The sequence below is a fragment of the Sphingomonas sp. IC-11 genome, assembly GCF_021043365.1.
Taxonomy (GTDB): Bacteria; Pseudomonadota; Alphaproteobacteria; order Sphingomonadales; family Sphingomonadaceae; genus Sphingomonas.
In genome coordinates, this window is sequence record NZ_JAJNDU010000001.1 from 649,761 (window position 1) to 666,913 (window position 17,153).

Genomic DNA, 17,153 nt, shown 5'->3' on the forward strand with positions numbered 1-17,153 from the left:
GATGATCGGCCTACCCAGCGGAAAAGCCGCCCACGGTGAGACGATCACCAATGGCATGTCGGTAGATGTGGAAGAATGGTTCCAGGTCGGCGCATTCGAACACACCATCGACAAGGGCGATTGGGAAAGCCTCGAAAGCCGCGTGATATACAACACGAGCGCGGTCCTGGATCTGTTCGCCGAATGCGGCGTGTCGGCGACCTTCTTCACCCTCGGCTGGGTCGGAGCGCGCCATCCTGCGCTGGTCAGGCGGATTGCTGAGGGCGGCCATGAAGTCGCGAGCCACGGTTGGGATCATCAGCGCGTCTTCACCATGAGTTCGGCGCAGTTTCGAGACGATCTCCGCCGGGCTCGTGCGGCTTTGGAGGACGCCGGAGGCGTCAAAGTCACCGGCTATCGAGCCCCAAGCTTCTCCATCGACGCCCGCACGCCTTGGGCACACCCGGTGCTGGCGGAGGAAGGCTATGATTACTCCTCCAGCGTCGCCCCCGTCGCGCATGACCATTACGGCTGGCGGGACAGCCCGCGTTTCGCTTGGCGTCCGCTGCGCGACAGCTCACTGATCGAACTCCCGGTGTCCGTCGCTGAGGTTGGCGGCCGCCGCATGGCGGTGGGCGGTGGTTTCTTCCGGTTGCTTCCCGCCGCGTTGACGGATGTGGCGGTGCGTCAGTCAAACGCTGCTGGTCGCGCGGGCATGTTCTACTTCCACCCCTGGGAAGTTGATACTGGCCAGCCACGCGTTGCGAATGCCCCCCTGCGCTCCCGCCTTCGGCACTACAGCCGCATCGGCGCCATGAAGGGCAAGCTCCGCGGCCTGCTGGGGCGCCATCAATGGGGCAGGGTGGATGAGGTAGCCGCCCGAGAGACGCGCCAGTGAAGCACGCCGCTCCTGATCAGGAGTTGTCGGTTCGCGAGGCGTCGGGGGAAGATGCTCGCATTGATGCCTTTGTCACCGCCCATCCTGACGCCACGCCCTTTCACCTCGCCACCTGGCTCCGTGCGGTTGAGCGTGGCTGCGGTCAGCGGGCGCGCCTTCTTGTTGCGGAGCGTGGCGGCGAGATGGTCGGCTATTTGCCGCTGACGGAGATGCGCTCACCATTGTTCGGCCAGGCATTGGTGTCTTCCGGCTTTGCCGTTGCTGGCGGCGTGCTGGGCGAGGGCGTTGAACCACTCGCCGCGGCTGCTCGTGCCCTTGGCTTGCCGACGGTCGAGCTCCGCGGTGGTGCGCTTCCCGCTGACTGGCTTGTCGACGACGAAACCTACCTCGGCTTCGTCAAGCCGTTGGCAGCTGACGATGAGGCAGAACTGAACGCCGTCCCGCGTAAGCAGCGTGCGGAGCTCCGCAAGGCGCTGGCGAACGATCTGGAGGTAGTCACTGGCGGACTGAATCTCGCCGATGAGCACTATCGCGTGTACGCCGAGTCGGTTCGGAACCTTGGAACCCCGGTCTTCCCGCGCGCGCTTTTTCGTGAAGTGCTGAAGAACATGGACGCCGATATCCTGACGGTGCGTCATCATGGACGTGCGGTCGCGAGCGTGCTCAGCCTCTACTTCAATGGCACGGTTTTCCCCTATTGGGGGGGCGGGGTCGAAGCGGCGCGCCGGCTGCGCGCCAATGATCGCATGTACTTCGCTTTGATGGCGCACGCTCGAGCGCGTGGCTGTAACCGTTTCGACTTCGGGCGCTCCAAGGCGGGAACCGGACCTGCGGCGTTCAAGAAGAACTGGGGCTTCGCAGGACAGCCACTCTGCTACGCCAAATGGTCCTCCGGGCCGGCGCGCGACGTAAACCCGCTCAACCCGAAATATGCGCTGATGGTGCGCACCTGGAAGAAGCTGCCGTTGCCGGTGGCCAACCTCCTTGGACCCTGGATCAGCCGAGGGCTGGGCTGAGGTGGAAATCCTGTTCCTGGCGCATCGGGCGCCCTTTCCGCCTGACCGCGGCGATCGCATTCGCAGCTTCAACATCCTCAAGCATCTGTCGGCGCGCGCGCGCGTTCATCTGATCGCCTTCGTGGATGATGATGCCGTCATCACGGACGAACATCGGGCGCTGGTCGATGAATGCGTGCTGGTTCCGCGGACCAAACCGCAACTGCGCGCCGCTGCTGAGGCTCTGGTGAGCGGTCAGCCTGTTTCGCTAACCGCCTTCGCCGATCGACGGGTGAGGGGGGCGGTCAACGACATTCTCTCGCGTCGTCGCTTGGACGCTATCTACGCATTCTCCAGTCAGATGGCACAATATCTTCCGGCGACTGGCCCTAAAGCGATCATGGACTTCGTTGATCTCGATTCAGCGAAGTTCGCCGCTTATGCAGACGATGCGTTCGGACCGATGCGATGGATGATGCGCCGCGAGGCGCGGCTTCTCGCCGCCTTTGAGCGTTCCGTGGCGGCGCGTGTGCACGAATCCTTGTTCGTCAGCGCATCAGAAGCAGCCCTCTTGCCGGGAAGTCGTGCTCTTGAGAACGGCATCGACACGGTCCTTTACGATCCCGCCGTTGCCGCTCCGGTTTCAAGCCCGCGTCCGCTCCTCGTATTCACGGGTCAAATGGATTACCGGCCGAACGTGGATGCTGTGACATGGTTTGCGCGATCGGTCCTGCCGCTTCTTCCCGCCGTGCATTTCGCAATTGTGGGTCGGGCGCCGACACCGGCGGTGCAAGCGCTGGCGGGAGCAGACGTGACCGTCACCGGAGAGGTGACGGATGTCCGTGGCTGGCTTGCCGCGGCGGACGTGGTGGTGGCGCCGCTGCAACTTGCCCGCGGCGTACAGAACAAGGTGCTAGAGGCAATGGCGATGGCTCGCCCGGTGGTTGCCAGCACCGGTGCAGCGGAAGGAATCGACCATGCCGGTACCATCCGCATCGCGTCCGATGCCCGCGAATATGCGAACTGTATCATGGCGCTTTTGCAGGATCCGCCCGGCGCCACAGCGCTTGGCGATGCGGCGAGGCGTCAGGTGATCAAGCGCTACGGATGGGAAGCCCGGCTGGCTTCTCTCGATGACCTTCTTGGGCTTGGGGCGGCGAGCCCGGCCGCGTGAATACCGCACTTCACCCGGGGACAGCCGACGCCATTGTCGGGCGCTGGCGTATGCATGTGGCGGCGCTCGCGCTCGCGTCGCTTTGCGTGTTGCTGCTGTTCCAGCGTGATGTCGCCGATCTTGTACGTTTGTGGTGGACCAGCACCACGTACGGGCACTGTCTCTTTATCCCAGCTGTAGTTGCGTGGCTGATCTGGACGCGAAGGCGAGAGCTTGGGGCGCTGACGCCCGTCGCCTGGTGGCCCGGGCTAGCGATTGACGCGGCGGGCTGTTCCGGATGGCTGCTCGGCGAAGCCGCTGGCGTTGCGGGCGCCCGGCACTTCGGCGTGGTGATCATGCTGCAGGGTGCCGCCGTGACGGTGCTGGGCCCGCATGTGGGCCGCGCTCTCCTGTTTCCGCTCGCTTATGCCTTTTTCGCCGTTCCGTTCGGGGAATGGCTGGAGCCGCCGCTTCAGCAGATCACCGTGGCGATCGTCATGCCGCTGCTTCACCTGGCGGGTGTCCCCGCGGCAGTTGAGGGCGTGCTGATCCATGCCGGGCCATATTATTTTGAGGTGGCCGAAGCCTGTTCCGGTTCGAAATTCGTCCTCTCGATGCTCGCGTTCGCCGCACTTGTTGCCAACACCTGTTTCCGCTCTTCACGTAGAAGAGCCACGTTTCTGGCAGTGGCGCTGGTGGTGCCGGTGTTGGCAAACGGCGTGCGGGCGTTTGGTACTATCTGGGCGGCGCAGTTCTTTGGCCTTCAGGCCGCCACCGGCTTTGACCATATCGTCTACGGCTGGGTCTTCTTTGCCTTGGTGATGGCGGCGGTAATGGCAGGCGGTTGGCGATGGTTCGATCGCGCGCCCGACGAAGCTGCCTTTGATCCGGCCGATTTGCCCGCACCTCGGCGACATCGGATCAGCGTGACGCTGGCTGCTGTCCTGATCGTTTCAGGGTGCGCGGCGTTTGCGATCTGGGCGGCTGCGATCGGCGGGCGCACACAGCACTTGCCGCCGCAGTTACACCTTCCGGACGTGCCAGGATGGACCCGCGCCCCGCTAAGCAAGGGGGCGCCTTGGGAGCCTTTCTATCCCGGCGCAGACCATCGCCTCATTGGGCGCTATGTCGACGGCAGCGGTCATGCGGTTGATCTCGCCATCGCAGTTTTCGCCCGGCAGGAGGAAGGCAAGGAAGTGATCTCTTACGGTACGGGCGTCCTGCGGGAGAGCGATCGCTGGGTGCGCGTGGCGTTCCTGCCGGATATCGACGGCGGCTCAGCAATGCGGATTACGGCGCCAGGTCCGGTGGAGCGCGTGGTCGCCACCTGGTACCGGGTAGCGGGAAGGGTGACCAACAGCCCCGTGGTGGTCAAGCTGGCGACGCTGCAGGCGCGGTTGATCGGCGGTGAGCCGGCGGCCGTTGCGCTTCATCTTTCTGCCGAGGAGGGCAAGGAGCATGACGCCGCGAGCGTGATCGCGCGGTTCCGCACCGCTCTTGGCCCGATCGACCATGTGTCTGCCGAGGTGATGCGCTGATGTGCGGACTGGCAGGGCTATTTTATCCCGAGACACCAAAGCCCGTCGATCCCGCCCGCATCCGCGCGATGACCGATGCGATGGCGGTCCGCGGCCCGGATGGCGAGGGTGTGTGGACTGCGCCCGGCGTCGGTCTGGGCCACCGGCGGCTGTCCATCATCGACGTAAAGGGCTCACCGCAGCCGATGCATAGTGGGGAGGGTGCGCTTTCCGTGCTCTTCAACGGTTGCATCTACAATTACCGTGAGTTGCGGGCGGAGCTCGGCAGCAAGGGCTGGGTGTTTCGAACCAGCGGCGACACCGAAGTGCTGCTTGCCGCCTGGGCAGCCTGGGGTCCGCGAATGCTGGACCGGCTGAACGGCATGTTCGCCTTCGTCATCCATGATGCCCGCACGCAGCAGTTGTTCATGGCGCGGGACCGCTTGGGGGTGAAGCCGCTCCATTATGCCCGGCTCGCCGATGGTGCGCTTGCCTTTTCATCGGAACTCAAGGGCTTGCTTGCCCATCCGCTGTTGCGCCGCGTGCCTGACCTCCGAGCGATCGAGGATTATCTCGCTTTCGGTTACGTGCCCGACGACGCCTGCGTGGTGGCGGGCGTGAGCAAGCTGCCGGCCGGCCATTATCTCCTGGTGCAGCGTGGCAAGCCAGTGCCGGCGCCGGTGCAATGGTGGGACGTGTCCTTTGCCGATCGCGCGACCGGCTCGGCGAAGGCGCTCGAAGAAGAGCTGATCGCGCATATGCGAGAGGGGGTGCAATCGCGTCTGGTGGCCGACGTGCCCCTCGGCGCTTTCCTGTCGGGGGGCGTGGATAGCTCAGCCGTCGTTGCGCTGATGGCGGAAGCGAGCCCGCAGGCTGTCCGCACCTGCACCATCGGATTTGCGGAATCCGGGCATGATGAAAGAGCCTATGCCGCCGCAATAGCGGAACGGTTCCGCACCGATCACGATACGCGCGTCGTCAGTTCGGAGAATGTGGGCCTCATCGATCGCGTGGTTGCCGCATTCGACGAGCCCTTTGCGGACGCCTCGGCGCTCGCCACCTATCAGGTATGCGCGCTCGCTCGCGAAAGGGTGACGGTGGCGCTTTCGGGTGACGGCGCCGACGAGATCATGGCCGGCTATCGCCGCTACCGGTTCCAGGCGGCCGAGGAACGGGTGCGAGCGTTGTTGCCGCAGCAGTTTCGTAGCGGCGTGTTCGGCACGCTGGGCCGCCTCTACCCCAAAGCGGATTGGGCGCCGCGGCCGCTGCGCGCGAAGACGACACTGCTGGCGCTCGCTGACGACGGTGCGGAGGCCTATGCCCGATCGGTCGGTGTCACCACGCCCGCCATGCGCGCACTTCTGTTCAACGATGCCGCGCGCCGCGCAATGAGCGGTTATCGCGCCGAGGACCGTTATGTCGAAGCCATGCGCGCGGCGCCTGCCCGTGACCCGCTGGACCGCGCCCAATATGCCGACATGAAGATCTGGCTGCCCGGAGACATATTGGCGAAGACCGACCGGACCAGCATGGCGGTGAGCCTGGAAGCGCGCGAGCCGTTGCTCGACCATCGGCTCGTCTCGTTCGCGGCGCGCCTTCCATCATCGATGCGGCTGCGCCACGGCCAGGGCAAATGGCTGATGAAGAAGGCCATGGAGCGGTATCTTCCCGAGGACATCCTCTATCGCCCGAAGATGGGCTTCGTCACGCCGGTAAGCGAGTGGTTCCGCGGAGCACTGGCGGGCGAAGCGGCCGCACTTTCACGATCCCGCACTCTTTCCGACACCGGCTGGTTCGACATGGAGGCGCTGCGTAGGATAGCCGAGGCGCATCGATCCGGGCGGGAGGAACATGGTCGCACGCTGTGGCAGTTCGTGATGCTGGAGCGCAGCCTGAAACGACTGTTCGGATGACCGCGCAGCGACCCCGGAGTAAGCCAGGCTGGCGATTCAGGGCGTTACCGACAGGTCTCTAGGACCGGGCACCACAACCGCCGAATAGATCCGGCGTGACAATTCAGCTCACGGCCGGGCTAACCTGGCTTGTGTCGCCTGCCACGCCTGAAAACGCTCAACCGCAATGGAGCGGCGCAGCACGCGAGCCATTGGATCGATGACGACATGGGCACCGGGCGGGAGCGTGAGTTCTGCGGCGCCCGCGTCCATGTTCACGCGCTCGATGCGACCGCCGACCTTCACTTCGATCGGCATGGGGAATGGCCCGCCGGATTTCCATTCAAGCCGCAGGCGGTCGCCGCTTCTCGTCTCCACCAACTCCGGAAGCGCGGCGCGGCGCAGATAGGCGTCGAAGAACCACCCGAGGTCGCGACCGCTTTCCTCTTTCACAATCGCTTCGAATTCACGGGTGGAGGTGTAGCGGGGCGCGAAGTTGCCGGGTTGCGGATCGCGGCGCCCATAAACGAGGCGGCGGGTTGCGGCAAAGAAGGCGCCGTCGCCGATCAGCCAGCGCAGCGTGTGCAGCGTCCACGCACCCTTGAAATAGATGTCGGTACCGGCGCCGCCCCTCGACGGCTCGTACACGTCTTCCTCGGTCAGCAGCTTGTCACGTACGACAGGGGCGGTGTTGGTGATCCGGTTCCGCTGCGTTTCCAGCATCACCAGGTAGCGCCCGTCGCCCTCTCGCCACTGTCCGTAGAGCGGCTGCATATATTGGGCGAAGCCTTCGTGTAGCCAGTAATCGTCCCAGTTCGCCGCCGTCATCTGGTTGGCGAACCATTCGTGGCTGAGTTCGTGCTGGAACAACCAGTCAAAGCCTTCGGGTGCCTTGGCGTAATTGTTGCCGTAGGCGTTGATGGTCTGGTGCTCCATGCCCATGTGCGGTGTCTCGACGACGCCGAGCTTCTCGTCAGCAAAGGGATAGGGCCCGATCACTTCCTCGAAAAAGTCGAGGGTGGGCGCAAATTCGGCGAAGAGCGCGCGGGCCTGTTCCGCCTTGCCGGGCAGATGCCAGTAATGGAGCGGGATCTTGTTTCCGTACCGGCTCTGGTAAATGGCGGTGACTTCCTCGAACGGGCCGATCGCCAGCGCGATTGCATAAGTGTTGGGCTGCCGGGCTTGCCAGTTCCAGCGGGTACGACCGTCGGGGAAGGTCTCGACGCCGATCAGCCGGCCGTTGGCAGGCGCTTTCAGCCCGGCAGGGACGATAATGTGAAGGTCGACCGAGCGTGGCTCTCCCGCGGGGAAGTCGAGGCAGGGCCACAACAGATCGCAGCCATAGCCTTCGGTGGTGCTGGCGATCCACGGTCGGCCGTCAGGCGTGGTGCTCCAGACCATGCCGTCGTCCCAGGGCGCGTTTGCCGCTACATGCGGTGTGCCTGCATAGTCGATCCGCGCGCTCACCTTTTCGCCGGCGGCAAGCGGCCGCGGAAGAGCGATGCGTAACTGCCCGTCCGGATTGGACCAGGCGCGTTTCGGCAGAGGCTCACCGTCGACGGCGACGGCGGAGACGGGGAGGTTGCGATCGAGATCGATCACAAGGCTGGCGAGCGGCGCCCGCGCCGTGAAGGACAGGATTGCCGAGCCTTCTATGCGTCGCTGCTTCGGGCGTACCTCGATCGAAAGGTCCGCGTGGTCGAACGTCACGGCGGTTTGCTCGGATGGGCGGGGGCCGCCGGAAATCTGCGTCTGCGCGGTGAGCGGCGGTTCGCCCTTTTGTGGCAGGCCGGTCGGACCTGGCAACGACGCCGGGGTGAGGAGCAGGGCGGCCAGCCACAGGGGTGAAGAGATCATGTGGTCCTAAAATGCGATCAAAGGGAGCTTTGCTCCATGATCGTCGTGCGATGATTGATGGAAACCGCGCGCACCCCATATAAAAGAAGCATGCCGCCTGTTCGAAGCGGCACCGGAGTGTTCATGACCCAGACTTTCCCCGTTCTCCCGCTGCGCGACATTGTGGTGTTTCCGCACATGATCGTGCCGCTGTTCGTCGGCCGCGACAAGTCCGTGGCGGCGCTCGAGGCAGCCATGGCTGCAGACAAGGAGATTTTCCTCGTCGCTCAGCTCGATCCGGCTGAAGACGACCCCAAGGCAGACGACCTTTACGACATCGGCGTCACCGCAACCGTGCTTCAGCTGCTGAAGCTGCCGGACGGCACCGTGCGCGTGCTGGTGGAAGGCAAGCAGCGCGGCCGGCTCGGTGGGTTGACCGACGCTGGCACGTACATGACCACCGAAGTGATCCCGATCGAGGAAGTCACGGCGGAAGGCACCGAAGTGTCCGCGCTGATGCGCTCGGTGATCGACCAGTTTGAAAATTATGCCAAGCTGAACCGCAAGCTGCCGGCGGAAACCGCTTCGCAGCTGGGCGAAATCGAGGACGCCTCGCGCCTCGCCGATGCGGTGGCGGGCAATATTTCGATCAAGGTTGCCGACAAGCAATCCTTGCTGATCGAAACCGATCCGGCTCGCCGGCTGGAGATGGTGTTTGCCTTTATGGAAGGCGAGCTTGGCGTCCTGCAGGTCGAAAAGAAGATCAAGAGCCGCGTCAAGCGCCAGATGGAGAAGACGCAGCGCGAATATTACCTCAACGAGCAGCTGAAGGCGATTCAGCGCGAGCTCGGCAATGAGGGCGAGGAAGGCGAGGGCGATGAGCTCGCCGAGCTGACGCAGAAGATCGCGACGCTCAAGCTTTCCAAGGAAGCGCGCACCAAGGCAACGGCCGAGCTCAAGAAGCTGAAGACCATGGCGCCGATGAGCGCCGAGGCGACCGTTGTGCGCAATTACCTCGACGTGCTGCTCGGCCTGCCATGGGGCAAGCGGTCCAAGTTGAAGAAGGACATTGCCGCCGCGCAGGCGATCCTCGACGAGGATCATTATGCGCTGGAGAAGGTGAAGGACCGGATCGTCGAGTATCTCGCGGTCCAGGCGCGCACCAACAAGCTGAAGGGGCCGATCCTGTGCCTCGTCGGCCCGCCGGGCGTGGGCAAGACGAGCCTGGGCAAGTCGATCGCCAAGGCGACCGGCCGCGAGTTCATCCGCCAGTCGCTGGGCGGCGTGCGCGACGAGGCCGAGATCCGCGGCCACCGCCGCACGTACATCGGCTCGCTGCCGGGCAAGATCGTGACGAATCTGCGCAAGGCGGGGGCGGCGAACCCGCTGTTCCTGCTCGACGAGATCGACAAGCTGGGCCAGGATTTCCGCGGTGACCCGGCCTCGGCGCTGCTCGAGGTGCTGGATCCGGAGCAGAACAGCAAGTTCAACGATCACTATCTGGAGATCGACATCGATCTCAGCGACGTGATGTTCGTCTGCACGGCGAACACGCTGAACCTGCCGCAGCCGCTGCTCGATCGCATGGAGATCATCCGCCTCGAAGGCTACACCGAGGACGAGAAGGTCGAGATCGCGGAGCGTCACCTGATCGCCAAGCAGATCGAGGCGCATGGCCTGAAGGACGGCGAGTTCACGCTGACGCCGGAAGGCCTGCGTGCGCTGATCCAGCGCTACACCCGCGAGGCGGGCGTGCGCACGCTGGAGCGCGAGATCGCGAAGCTTGCCCGCAAGGCGCTTCGCCAGATCCTGGAAGGCAAGGCGACCAGCGTCACCATCACGCCGGAGAACCTCCACGAATTCGCGGGCGTGCAGAAGTATCGCCACGGCCTCAGCGAGGAAGAGAACCAGATCGGCGCCGTCACTGGCCTTGCCTGGACCGAAGTGGGCGGCGAACTGCTGACGATCGAAAGCGTGACCGTGCCCGGCAAGGGCGCGATCAAGCTGACCGGCAAGCTGGGCGATGTGATGAAGGAATCGGCCGAGACGGCGATGAGCTTCATCAAGGCGCGGGCGCCGTCTTACGGGATCAAGCCGAGCCTGTTCCACCGCAAGGACGTCCACGTCCACCTGCCCGAGGGCGCGGTGCCGAAGGACGGCCCGTCGGCCGGCATTGGCCTCGTCACCTGCATCGTTTCCACCCTGACCGGCGTGCCGGTGAAGAAGGAAGTGGCGATGACCGGCGAGGTCACGCTGCGTGGCCGGGTGCTGCCGATCGGCGGCCTGAAGGAAAAGATGCTCGCGGCGCTGCGCGGCGGCATCACCACGGTGCTGATCCCGCAGGAGAATGAGAAAGACCTCGCGGACATCCCGCAGAACATCAAGGATGGCCTGAAGATCATCCCGGTGACGCATGTCGACGAGGTGCTTCGCCTGGCGCTGACCGAGCCGCTGGAGGCGATCGACTGGACCGACGCGGACGAACTGGCGGCCCAGCCGCCGGCCCCGATCGCGCCGGCCGGGGGTGAACTTCACCACTAAGTCGGCTTCAGCGTAGGAAAACGGTAACCACGGCGGTTCATCGCAGCCGCCGTGGTTTCGTTTGACACTGAACGGACCAGCCGTCTTACTGGTACGACCGGCCCTGCGCGGCCGAGTCCACTTTTTTGAATATCCGCACAGCGAAACGGGGGTCGGTGCATGAATAAGCAGGAGTTGATCGCGGCGGTTGCGAATGTGTCCGGGCTCGCAAAGAACGATGCGACCCGGGCCGTCGAAGCCGTGTTCGATACGATCAGCGCGCAGTTGAAGAAGGGCGATGAAGTGCGTCTCGTCGGCTTTGGCACTTTCGCGGTGACCAAGCGGAAGGCATCCACTGGTCGCAACCCACGCACCGGGGAGCCGATGACGATCAAGGCGTCCAGCCAGCCGAAGTTCAAGGCCGGCAAGGTGCTGAAGGATTCTCTGAACTGATCCAATTTTTGCGAACGGAGCGGTTTGCGGGCTGGACAGGGGCAATCTTGCCCCCTAAAGGCCCGCTTCCGGTTTCGATCGGGCGCGTAGCTCAGCGGTAGAGCACACCCTTCACACGGGTGGGGTCACAGGTTCAATCCCTGTCGCGCCCACCATATACAAAGCCCCGCGGTCGCCATGACCTGCGGGGCTTTTTGGTTTTCCAGCGGTTTGACGATGGGGCGCTCCGGCGGGTCACTCGCGCCGGAGCGGATCTGACGGTCCTCGCCGCGAGGGGAGGGTCGGTATCTCGAGGAGAGATGCCGGCGGCGTGGCCGGCACTTCTAGGGGAAGGGGGCGGACCGGAAACCGGCTGTCAGTCTTTCCAGCACCAGTAGAGCTGGGCCGGCGGCACGTTCCACCATTCCATGTCGTGGTCGATGTGCCCGAAATGCGGTGCGAGGAAGTCGCGGACCTTGGGGCTGAACTGATAAACGAGAAAGGCGCCGCCGGGGCGGATGACCCGGTGGGTGGCGGATGCGATCGCCGGGCCGACGCCGGCCGGCAACGTCGAGAACGGCAGGCCCGAGAGGACGTAATCGGCCGACTCATGCCCACGCTCGGCAACGATCGACTCCACGTCGGCCGCGGAGCCATGCACCGCCTCGAAGCGCGAGTCCGAGATGGTGTGATTGAGGTAGCGGATGAAGTCCACGTTGGTGTCGACGGCGATAAGCGTCGCGTCCGGCGCCATCCGTTCCAGGATCGGGCGGCAGAACGTGCCGACCCCAGGTCCATATTCCACGAAGAGCTTGCAATTGGCCCAGTCGACCGGCGCAAGCATCTTGTCGATCAGCTTCGCCGACGACGGGATAACCGATCCCACCATCACTGGATGCTTCAGAAAGCCGGAGAAGAACATCTGCCACGGCTTGGGCACGCCATTGGCGCTGGTTTTCACGCGGCGCGCCGCACTGGTGGAGCTTGACATGAAGGAACAACAACTCCCCGAAAGATCGTAACTGTGCCGAACGCGGCACAAGCAGGAGAGTTGCCATAGCGGGGTTGCGCGCGGCTCCCAAGCGCCTAATCGAACCGTATGACAGGGGATCCGGCACAAGAGAGGAGCGCCGCGAGACGGCGCAAGCGGCCGCGACGTACGTTCGACAAGCGATTCGCGCTGATGTTCATGGTCATGCTGACCATCGCCGCCGGCAATACTGCACTTCAATCGGTATTGCCCGCGCTTGGTCGGTCGCTGGGCGTCGCCGACAGTGCCGTTGCGGCGGCGTTCTCGGTGTCGGCATTGCTCTGGGTGATCGCGGCGCCGTTCTGGGCCAACCGCTCCGATCGGCATGGCCGCCGCATGATGATCCTTCTCGGAATGGGCGGCTTCTGCCTTAGCCTCGCCACCTGCGGCGTGTTCCTGGCGGCTGGCATCAATGGCTGGATCAGCGGAACGGCCGCGTTCATTCTCTTCATCATGGGCCGCCTGATCTACGGTACCTTCGGTTCGGCCGCGCCGCCAGCCGTGCAGGCGATGGTCGCCGGCGATACCACGCGGGAGGAGCGGACCCGCGCGCTGACCCTCATTGCCAGTGCCTTTGGGCTGGGCACCATCCTGGGCCCGGCCATCGCTCCCTATCTGATCCTCGGCCACATCGGTTCGGTCGAGGTCGGCCTCGCCGGGCCTGCCTTTGTCTTCACCATTTTCGGCGTGGCGATGTTTCTGACGATCCGCGCAATGCTGCCGGACGACCGCAACATGGCGGAGGCGGTTCATGGCGGAACCAACGGCTATCCGTCGATTGGCGGGCAGGGAACCGGCGCCAGCGTGCGCGGGGCGACGGAGCCCAGGGGCGGGGTAAAGATCAGCTACTTCGATCGCCGCATCCGCACCTGGATGATCGCAGGGCTGGTGATGGGCCATGCGCAGGCCATGACGGGGCAGGCGATCGGCTTTCTGGTGATTGACCGCCTGAACCTGCCGCCGGCGCTTGCGCTGGAACCGACCGGCATCGTGTTGATGATGGGCGCTGGCACGGCACTGCTGGCGCAATGGGGCATCATTCCCACGCTGAATCTCGCCCCCCGCGCGCTGGTGCTCGTCGGGCTGGTGCTGGCAGCAGCAGGCACGGCACTCACCGGGATGGCGACATCGCTCTACGGGATCGCCACCGCTTATGCGCTCGCGAGCCTCGGCTTCGGTTTCACCCGCCCCGGCTTCACCGCCGGATCGAGCCTGGCGGTCGGCCCGCAGGCGCAGGGCTCCGTCGCGGGCAAGGTGACGAGCGTCAACGGTGCCAGCTTTGTCCTGGGGCCATCGATCGGCGTTGGCTTGTATGAGGTCTGGCATTCGCTGCCCTATCTGGTCGCAGGGGTCGGATGCGTCGCATTGTTCGTTTATTGCTGGTTCGCCCTGCGCGAGCCGGACGAACAGGAAGTGGCCGCGTTCGACGATCCGGTGGTCTGAGCCTTCGCAAAGTGGATCCGGAACGGCGGCCATAACCGCGGGTGATCCACCGCTGATCCCCAAAGTCTTGTCGCGAGCGTCAACTGATCCTAGACGCGCGCGCCATGACCGACTCCTCCATCAAGCGCCCCGTCGGCGACGCCGGCATCAAGCGCGTCGTCCTTGCCTATTCAGGCGGCCTCGACACCAGCGTCATCCTGAAATGGCTGCAGCAGACCTATAACTGCGAAGTCGTGACGTTCACTGCCGATCTCGGCCAGGGCGAGGAGCTGGAGCCGGCGCGCCGCAAGGCGGAGCTGGCCGGGGTGAAGCCCGAGCATATCTTCATCGACGATCTGCGCGAGGAGTTCGTCAAGGATTACGTCTTCCCGATGATGCGCGCGAATGCGACGTATGAGGGGCTGTACCTGCTCGGCACGTCGATCGCGCGGCCGCTGATCGCCAAGCGCCAGATCGAGATCGCGCGTCAGGTTGGCGCCGATGCCGTCAGCCATGGGGCGACCGGCAAGGGCAATGACCAGGTCCGTTTCGAGCTTGGCTATTACGCGCTGGCGCCCGACATCAAGGTGATCGCGCCGTGGCGTGAATGGGATCTCACCAGCCGCACCCGCCTGATCGAGTTCGCCGAGCAGAACCAGATCATGGTGACGAAGGACAAGCGCGGCGAATCGCCGTTCTCGACCGACGCCAATCTTCTGCACACCTCGTCCGAGGGCAAGGTGCTCGAAGATCCGTGGGAGGAAGTGCCGGATTACGTCTATTCGCGCACCGTGAACCCGGAGGACGCGCCGGACGCGCCGGAATATATCACGATCGATTTCGAGCGCGGTGACGGCGTGGCGCTGAACGGCGAGGCATGCTCGCCCGCGACGCTGCTGACCAAGCTGAACGAGCTTGGCCGCAAGCATGGCATCGGCCGGCTCGACCTGGTCGAGAACCGCTTCGTCGGCATGAAGAGCCGCGGCATGTACGAGACGCCGGGCGGCACCATCTATCACCTCGCCCATCGCGGCATCGAGCAGCTGACGCTCGATCGCGGCGCAGCGCACCTGAAGGACGAGCTGGCGATCAAATACGCCGAGCTGGTCTATAACGGCTTCTGGTTCTCGCCCGAGCGCGAGATGCTGCAGGCAGCTGTCGACTATAGCCAGGAGAAGGTCTCCGGCACGGTGCGGCTGAAGCTCTACAAGGGCAATGTCGGCGTCGTCGGCCGCAAGTCGCCCAACTCGCTCTACAGCGAGAAGGTCGTGACGTTCGAGGACGATCAGGGCGCCTATGACCAGCGGGATGCGGAAGGCTTCATCAAGCTGAACGCGCTTCGCCTGCGCCTGCTGGGTCGCCGCGACGGCCGCTAAGCCTTTCCCCTCTGGCGCATCGGTCCTTCGCCCCGGCTTCGCACCGGGTCGATGCGGCCCATTGGCCCGGGGGGACTTGCAGCTCGCACCTTCGGCGCATTTCCGCCGCTAACTCGCTGAAATTGCGCTTTCTTTGACGGTCGCGCCGCGCGATCGTTATCCTTCAGGAACGATCCTGCTGCGATCGGCGTTGAACATGAGCCTGGGGCACTCGCCCCGAGTTCAAGGGAGATTGCAATGAAGGGTGCAACATTCGGAGCGCTGCTGCTTGGCGCGACCGTGCTCACCGCTTGTGCAAACAATCGGGAAGAAGTGGTAGCGCCGGCTCCGCCGCTTGGTCCGGGTGCGCTTGCCGGTACGGTTGCCGCCGACCGGGATGGCGACGGCATGGTCGACGGCTATTACACGCCGGACGGCACCTACGTGCCCTTCACCGCGCCCCCGTGCCCGACCCCGCCGCCACCGCCGCCGCCGCCCACGCCGCGCGGCGAGCGAGGCTGAGTTTGTTGGCCGGCCGCGGCGCGCCGGCCCGGCGCGCGGGCCGGCTGGCACTATCCATCCTCTTGCTTGCGTCGACGGCAGCCCTTCCGGGCGCTGCCGTCGCGCAGACAGGCTCCGAAACCAGCGCGCCCGCCAATGCGGTCGCTTCGGCGATCCGCCAGCAGGTCGGCGGCAAGCTGAGGGACTTCTATCGCGCGCGCGGCTATTGGCCGCTGTGGATCGTCGGTGAAGCACCGGGGCCACAGGCCAGCGCCCTGGTGGACGTGATCGAAACGGTGGAGGTCGATGGCCTCGACCCAGAGCTATACTCGCCGGAACGATTGCGGCGCCTGATCGACGATGCGGAAAGCGGAAACCTACGCTCGCTCGCCTCCCTCGAGGTGGCGCTAAGCGGCGCACTTGCGGATCTGGTGCGCGACATGCGCGAGCCGCGGATCGAGATCCGCTACCTCGAAGAATCGCTGGAGCCGACTCGCGCCAAGCCGGACGCGATCCTGCGCCGCGCCGCGCTGGCGAAATCGACGCTAGACTATGTGCGAAACCTCGGCTGGATGAGCCCGCTTTACGGTCAGCTTCGTGAAGCGTTGCTAAGCGCTGAACCCGGCAACGGCGATGCTCGCGTAAACGTACCTTCAGGTCCGCTGCTTCGCCCCGGCATGACGGGTGAGCGAGTGGCGCTGCTGCGTGCGCGCCTCGGCCTTCCGGAAGGGGATGCGTATGACGATGCGCTGAGGGATCGGGTGCGGCGGTTCCAGTCCTCGCGCGGCTTGCCGGCCGATGGTCTGGCGGGTGCTCGTACCGTGGCGGCGCTCAATCGCGGCGCGGCGAAGCCGCCGGTGGACCGGCGTGAACTTCTGCGGCTGAACCTGGAACGTGCGCGCTTGTTGCCGGACGCCTGGACCCGCCACATCGTTGTCGATGCCGCGGCTGCCCGCTTGTGGTATTATGAAGGTGGTGCCGAGCAGGGGACGATGCGGGTAGTGGCCGGCACTCCCGAGACGCAGACGCCGATGATGGCGGGCCTGGTGCGCTATGCCACGCTCAATCCTTATTGGAACGTGCCGGTGGATCTGGTGCGCAAGCGGATCGCGCCGAAGGTGCTGTCCGGCGTCTCCTTGGAACGACAGGGATATGAGGCGCTGTCCGATTGGACGGCGAACGCCCGCGTCATTCCAGCGTCGACGATCGACTGGCGCGGGGTCGAGGCCGGCACCGTCGAGCCGCGGGTGCGCGAACTGCCGGGTCGCGGAAACTCGATGGGATCGGTGAAATTCATGTTCCCGAATGATCTCGGCATCTATCTGCACGATACGCCGCAGAAGAACCTGTTTGCCAAGGCGGATCGGCACTTTTCAAACGGCTGCGTGCGGCTGGAGGATGCCGGTCGGCTCGGGAAATGGCTGTTCAGTCGGACGTTGAAACCGGAAAGCTCTGCGCCGGAGCAGCATGTCCCGGTGCCCGAACCAGTGCCCGTCTATCTGATGTATTTCACCGCCAGCCCCGATGCGGGCGGTGTCAAATATGTCGCGGACGTCTACAATCGCGATCGCCCGGCTTTGCAGCATGTGGCGAGCCGTTGATCCTCAGGCCGCCCGGTCAGGG

Annotated in this window: 13 protein-coding genes and 1 tRNA gene; 12 read left to right on the forward strand and 2 right to left on the reverse strand. The window is 64.8% G+C overall.

The window, feature by feature from the left end; all coding sequences use genetic code 11:
- Position 1 precedes the first annotated feature (1 nt).
- Genes LQ954_RS03080 through LQ954_RS03100 form a run of 5 tightly spaced genes read left to right on the forward strand, consistent with a single transcriptional unit; the run spans position 2 to position 6,455 of the window.
- The gene (locus LQ954_RS03080; RefSeq protein ID WP_227770904.1) at positions 2 to 877 is read left to right on the forward strand and encodes an XrtA system polysaccharide deacetylase; all 876 of its coding nucleotides are present in this window, start codon (positions 2 to 4) and stop codon (positions 875 to 877) included.
- Positions 874 to 1,893, forward strand: a complete 1,020-nt coding sequence (locus LQ954_RS03085; RefSeq protein WP_231021897.1) for a FemAB family XrtA/PEP-CTERM system-associated protein — start codon at positions 874 to 876, stop codon at positions 1,891 to 1,893. Before LQ954_RS03080 ends, LQ954_RS03085 begins: the two co-directional genes overlap by 4 nt.
- A gap of 1 nt (position 1,894) precedes the next feature.
- On the forward strand, positions 1,895 to 3,046 hold the full coding sequence (locus LQ954_RS03090; protein WP_231021899.1) for a TIGR03087 family PEP-CTERM/XrtA system glycosyltransferase: 1,152 nt from the start codon (positions 1,895 to 1,897) through the stop codon (positions 3,044 to 3,046).
- Positions 3,043 to 4,563, forward strand: coding sequence for an exosortase A (gene xrtA / locus LQ954_RS03095; RefSeq protein ID WP_231021901.1), 1,521 nt, complete (start codon positions 3,043 to 3,045; stop codon positions 4,561 to 4,563). The genes LQ954_RS03090 and xrtA overlap by 4 nt, the downstream gene beginning before the upstream one ends.
- The gene (locus LQ954_RS03100; protein ID WP_231021902.1) at positions 4,563 to 6,455 is read left to right on the forward strand and encodes an XrtA/PEP-CTERM system amidotransferase; all 1,893 of its coding nucleotides are present in this window, start codon (positions 4,563 to 4,565) and stop codon (positions 6,453 to 6,455) included. Before xrtA ends, LQ954_RS03100 begins: the two co-directional genes overlap by 1 nt.
- 108 nt (positions 6,456 to 6,563) lie before the next feature.
- On the opposite strand, the gene LQ954_RS03105 is transcribed toward LQ954_RS03100, so the two are convergent.
- A complete protein-coding gene (locus LQ954_RS03105) occupies positions 6,564 to 8,291 on the reverse strand; it encodes a M1 family metallopeptidase (RefSeq protein WP_231021905.1) in 1,728 nt (575 codons plus the stop codon).
- Between the two features lie 123 nt (positions 8,292 to 8,414).
- Here LQ954_RS03105 and lon point away from each other — a divergent pair, with 123 nt between their 5' ends.
- The 3 genes from lon (at position 8,415) to LQ954_RS03120 (ending at position 11,398) form a co-directional block, all read left to right on the forward strand.
- Positions 8,415 to 10,811 carry an endopeptidase La gene (lon, locus tag LQ954_RS03110; protein WP_231021906.1) on the forward strand — a complete coding sequence of 799 codons (2,397 nt, stop codon included), beginning with the start codon at positions 8,415 to 8,417 and terminating at the stop codon, positions 10,809 to 10,811.
- A gap of 159 nt (positions 10,812 to 10,970) precedes the next feature.
- On the forward strand, positions 10,971 to 11,243 hold the full coding sequence (locus LQ954_RS03115; protein WP_088331639.1) for an HU family DNA-binding protein: 273 nt from the start codon (positions 10,971 to 10,973) through the stop codon (positions 11,241 to 11,243).
- 80 nt (positions 11,244 to 11,323) lie between these two features.
- Positions 11,324 to 11,398 (forward strand) — tRNA-Val (locus LQ954_RS03120).
- A gap of 200 nt (positions 11,399 to 11,598) precedes the next feature.
- On the opposite strand, the gene LQ954_RS03125 is transcribed toward LQ954_RS03120, so the two are convergent.
- A complete protein-coding gene (locus LQ954_RS03125; protein ID WP_231021908.1) occupies positions 11,599 to 12,213 on the reverse strand; it encodes a class I SAM-dependent methyltransferase in 615 nt (204 codons plus the stop codon).
- Positions 12,214 to 12,405: 192 nt separating this feature from the next.
- Here LQ954_RS03125 and LQ954_RS03130 point away from each other — a divergent pair, with 192 nt between their 5' ends.
- From LQ954_RS03130 to LQ954_RS03145, 4 genes are all read left to right on the forward strand, one after another.
- On the forward strand, positions 12,406 to 13,695 hold the full coding sequence (locus LQ954_RS03130) for an MFS transporter (protein ID WP_227770896.1): 1,290 nt from the start codon (positions 12,406 to 12,408) through the stop codon (positions 13,693 to 13,695).
- A gap of 104 nt (positions 13,696 to 13,799) precedes the next feature.
- A complete protein-coding gene (locus tag LQ954_RS03135; protein ID WP_231021910.1) occupies positions 13,800 to 15,050 on the forward strand; it encodes an argininosuccinate synthase in 1,251 nt (416 codons plus the stop codon).
- Positions 15,051 to 15,287: 237 nt separating this feature from the next.
- Positions 15,288 to 15,551 carry a hypothetical protein gene (locus tag LQ954_RS03140; protein ID WP_227770894.1) on the forward strand — a complete coding sequence of 88 codons (264 nt, stop codon included), beginning with the start codon at positions 15,288 to 15,290 and terminating at the stop codon, positions 15,549 to 15,551.
- A 5-nt stretch (positions 15,552 to 15,556) separates the two neighbouring features.
- Complete coding sequence (locus tag LQ954_RS03145) at positions 15,557 to 17,131, forward strand: L,D-transpeptidase family protein (protein WP_231021911.1); 1,575 nt, start codon at positions 15,557 to 15,559, stop codon at positions 17,129 to 17,131.
- The last annotated feature ends 22 nt before the right edge of the window (positions 17,132 to 17,153 follow it).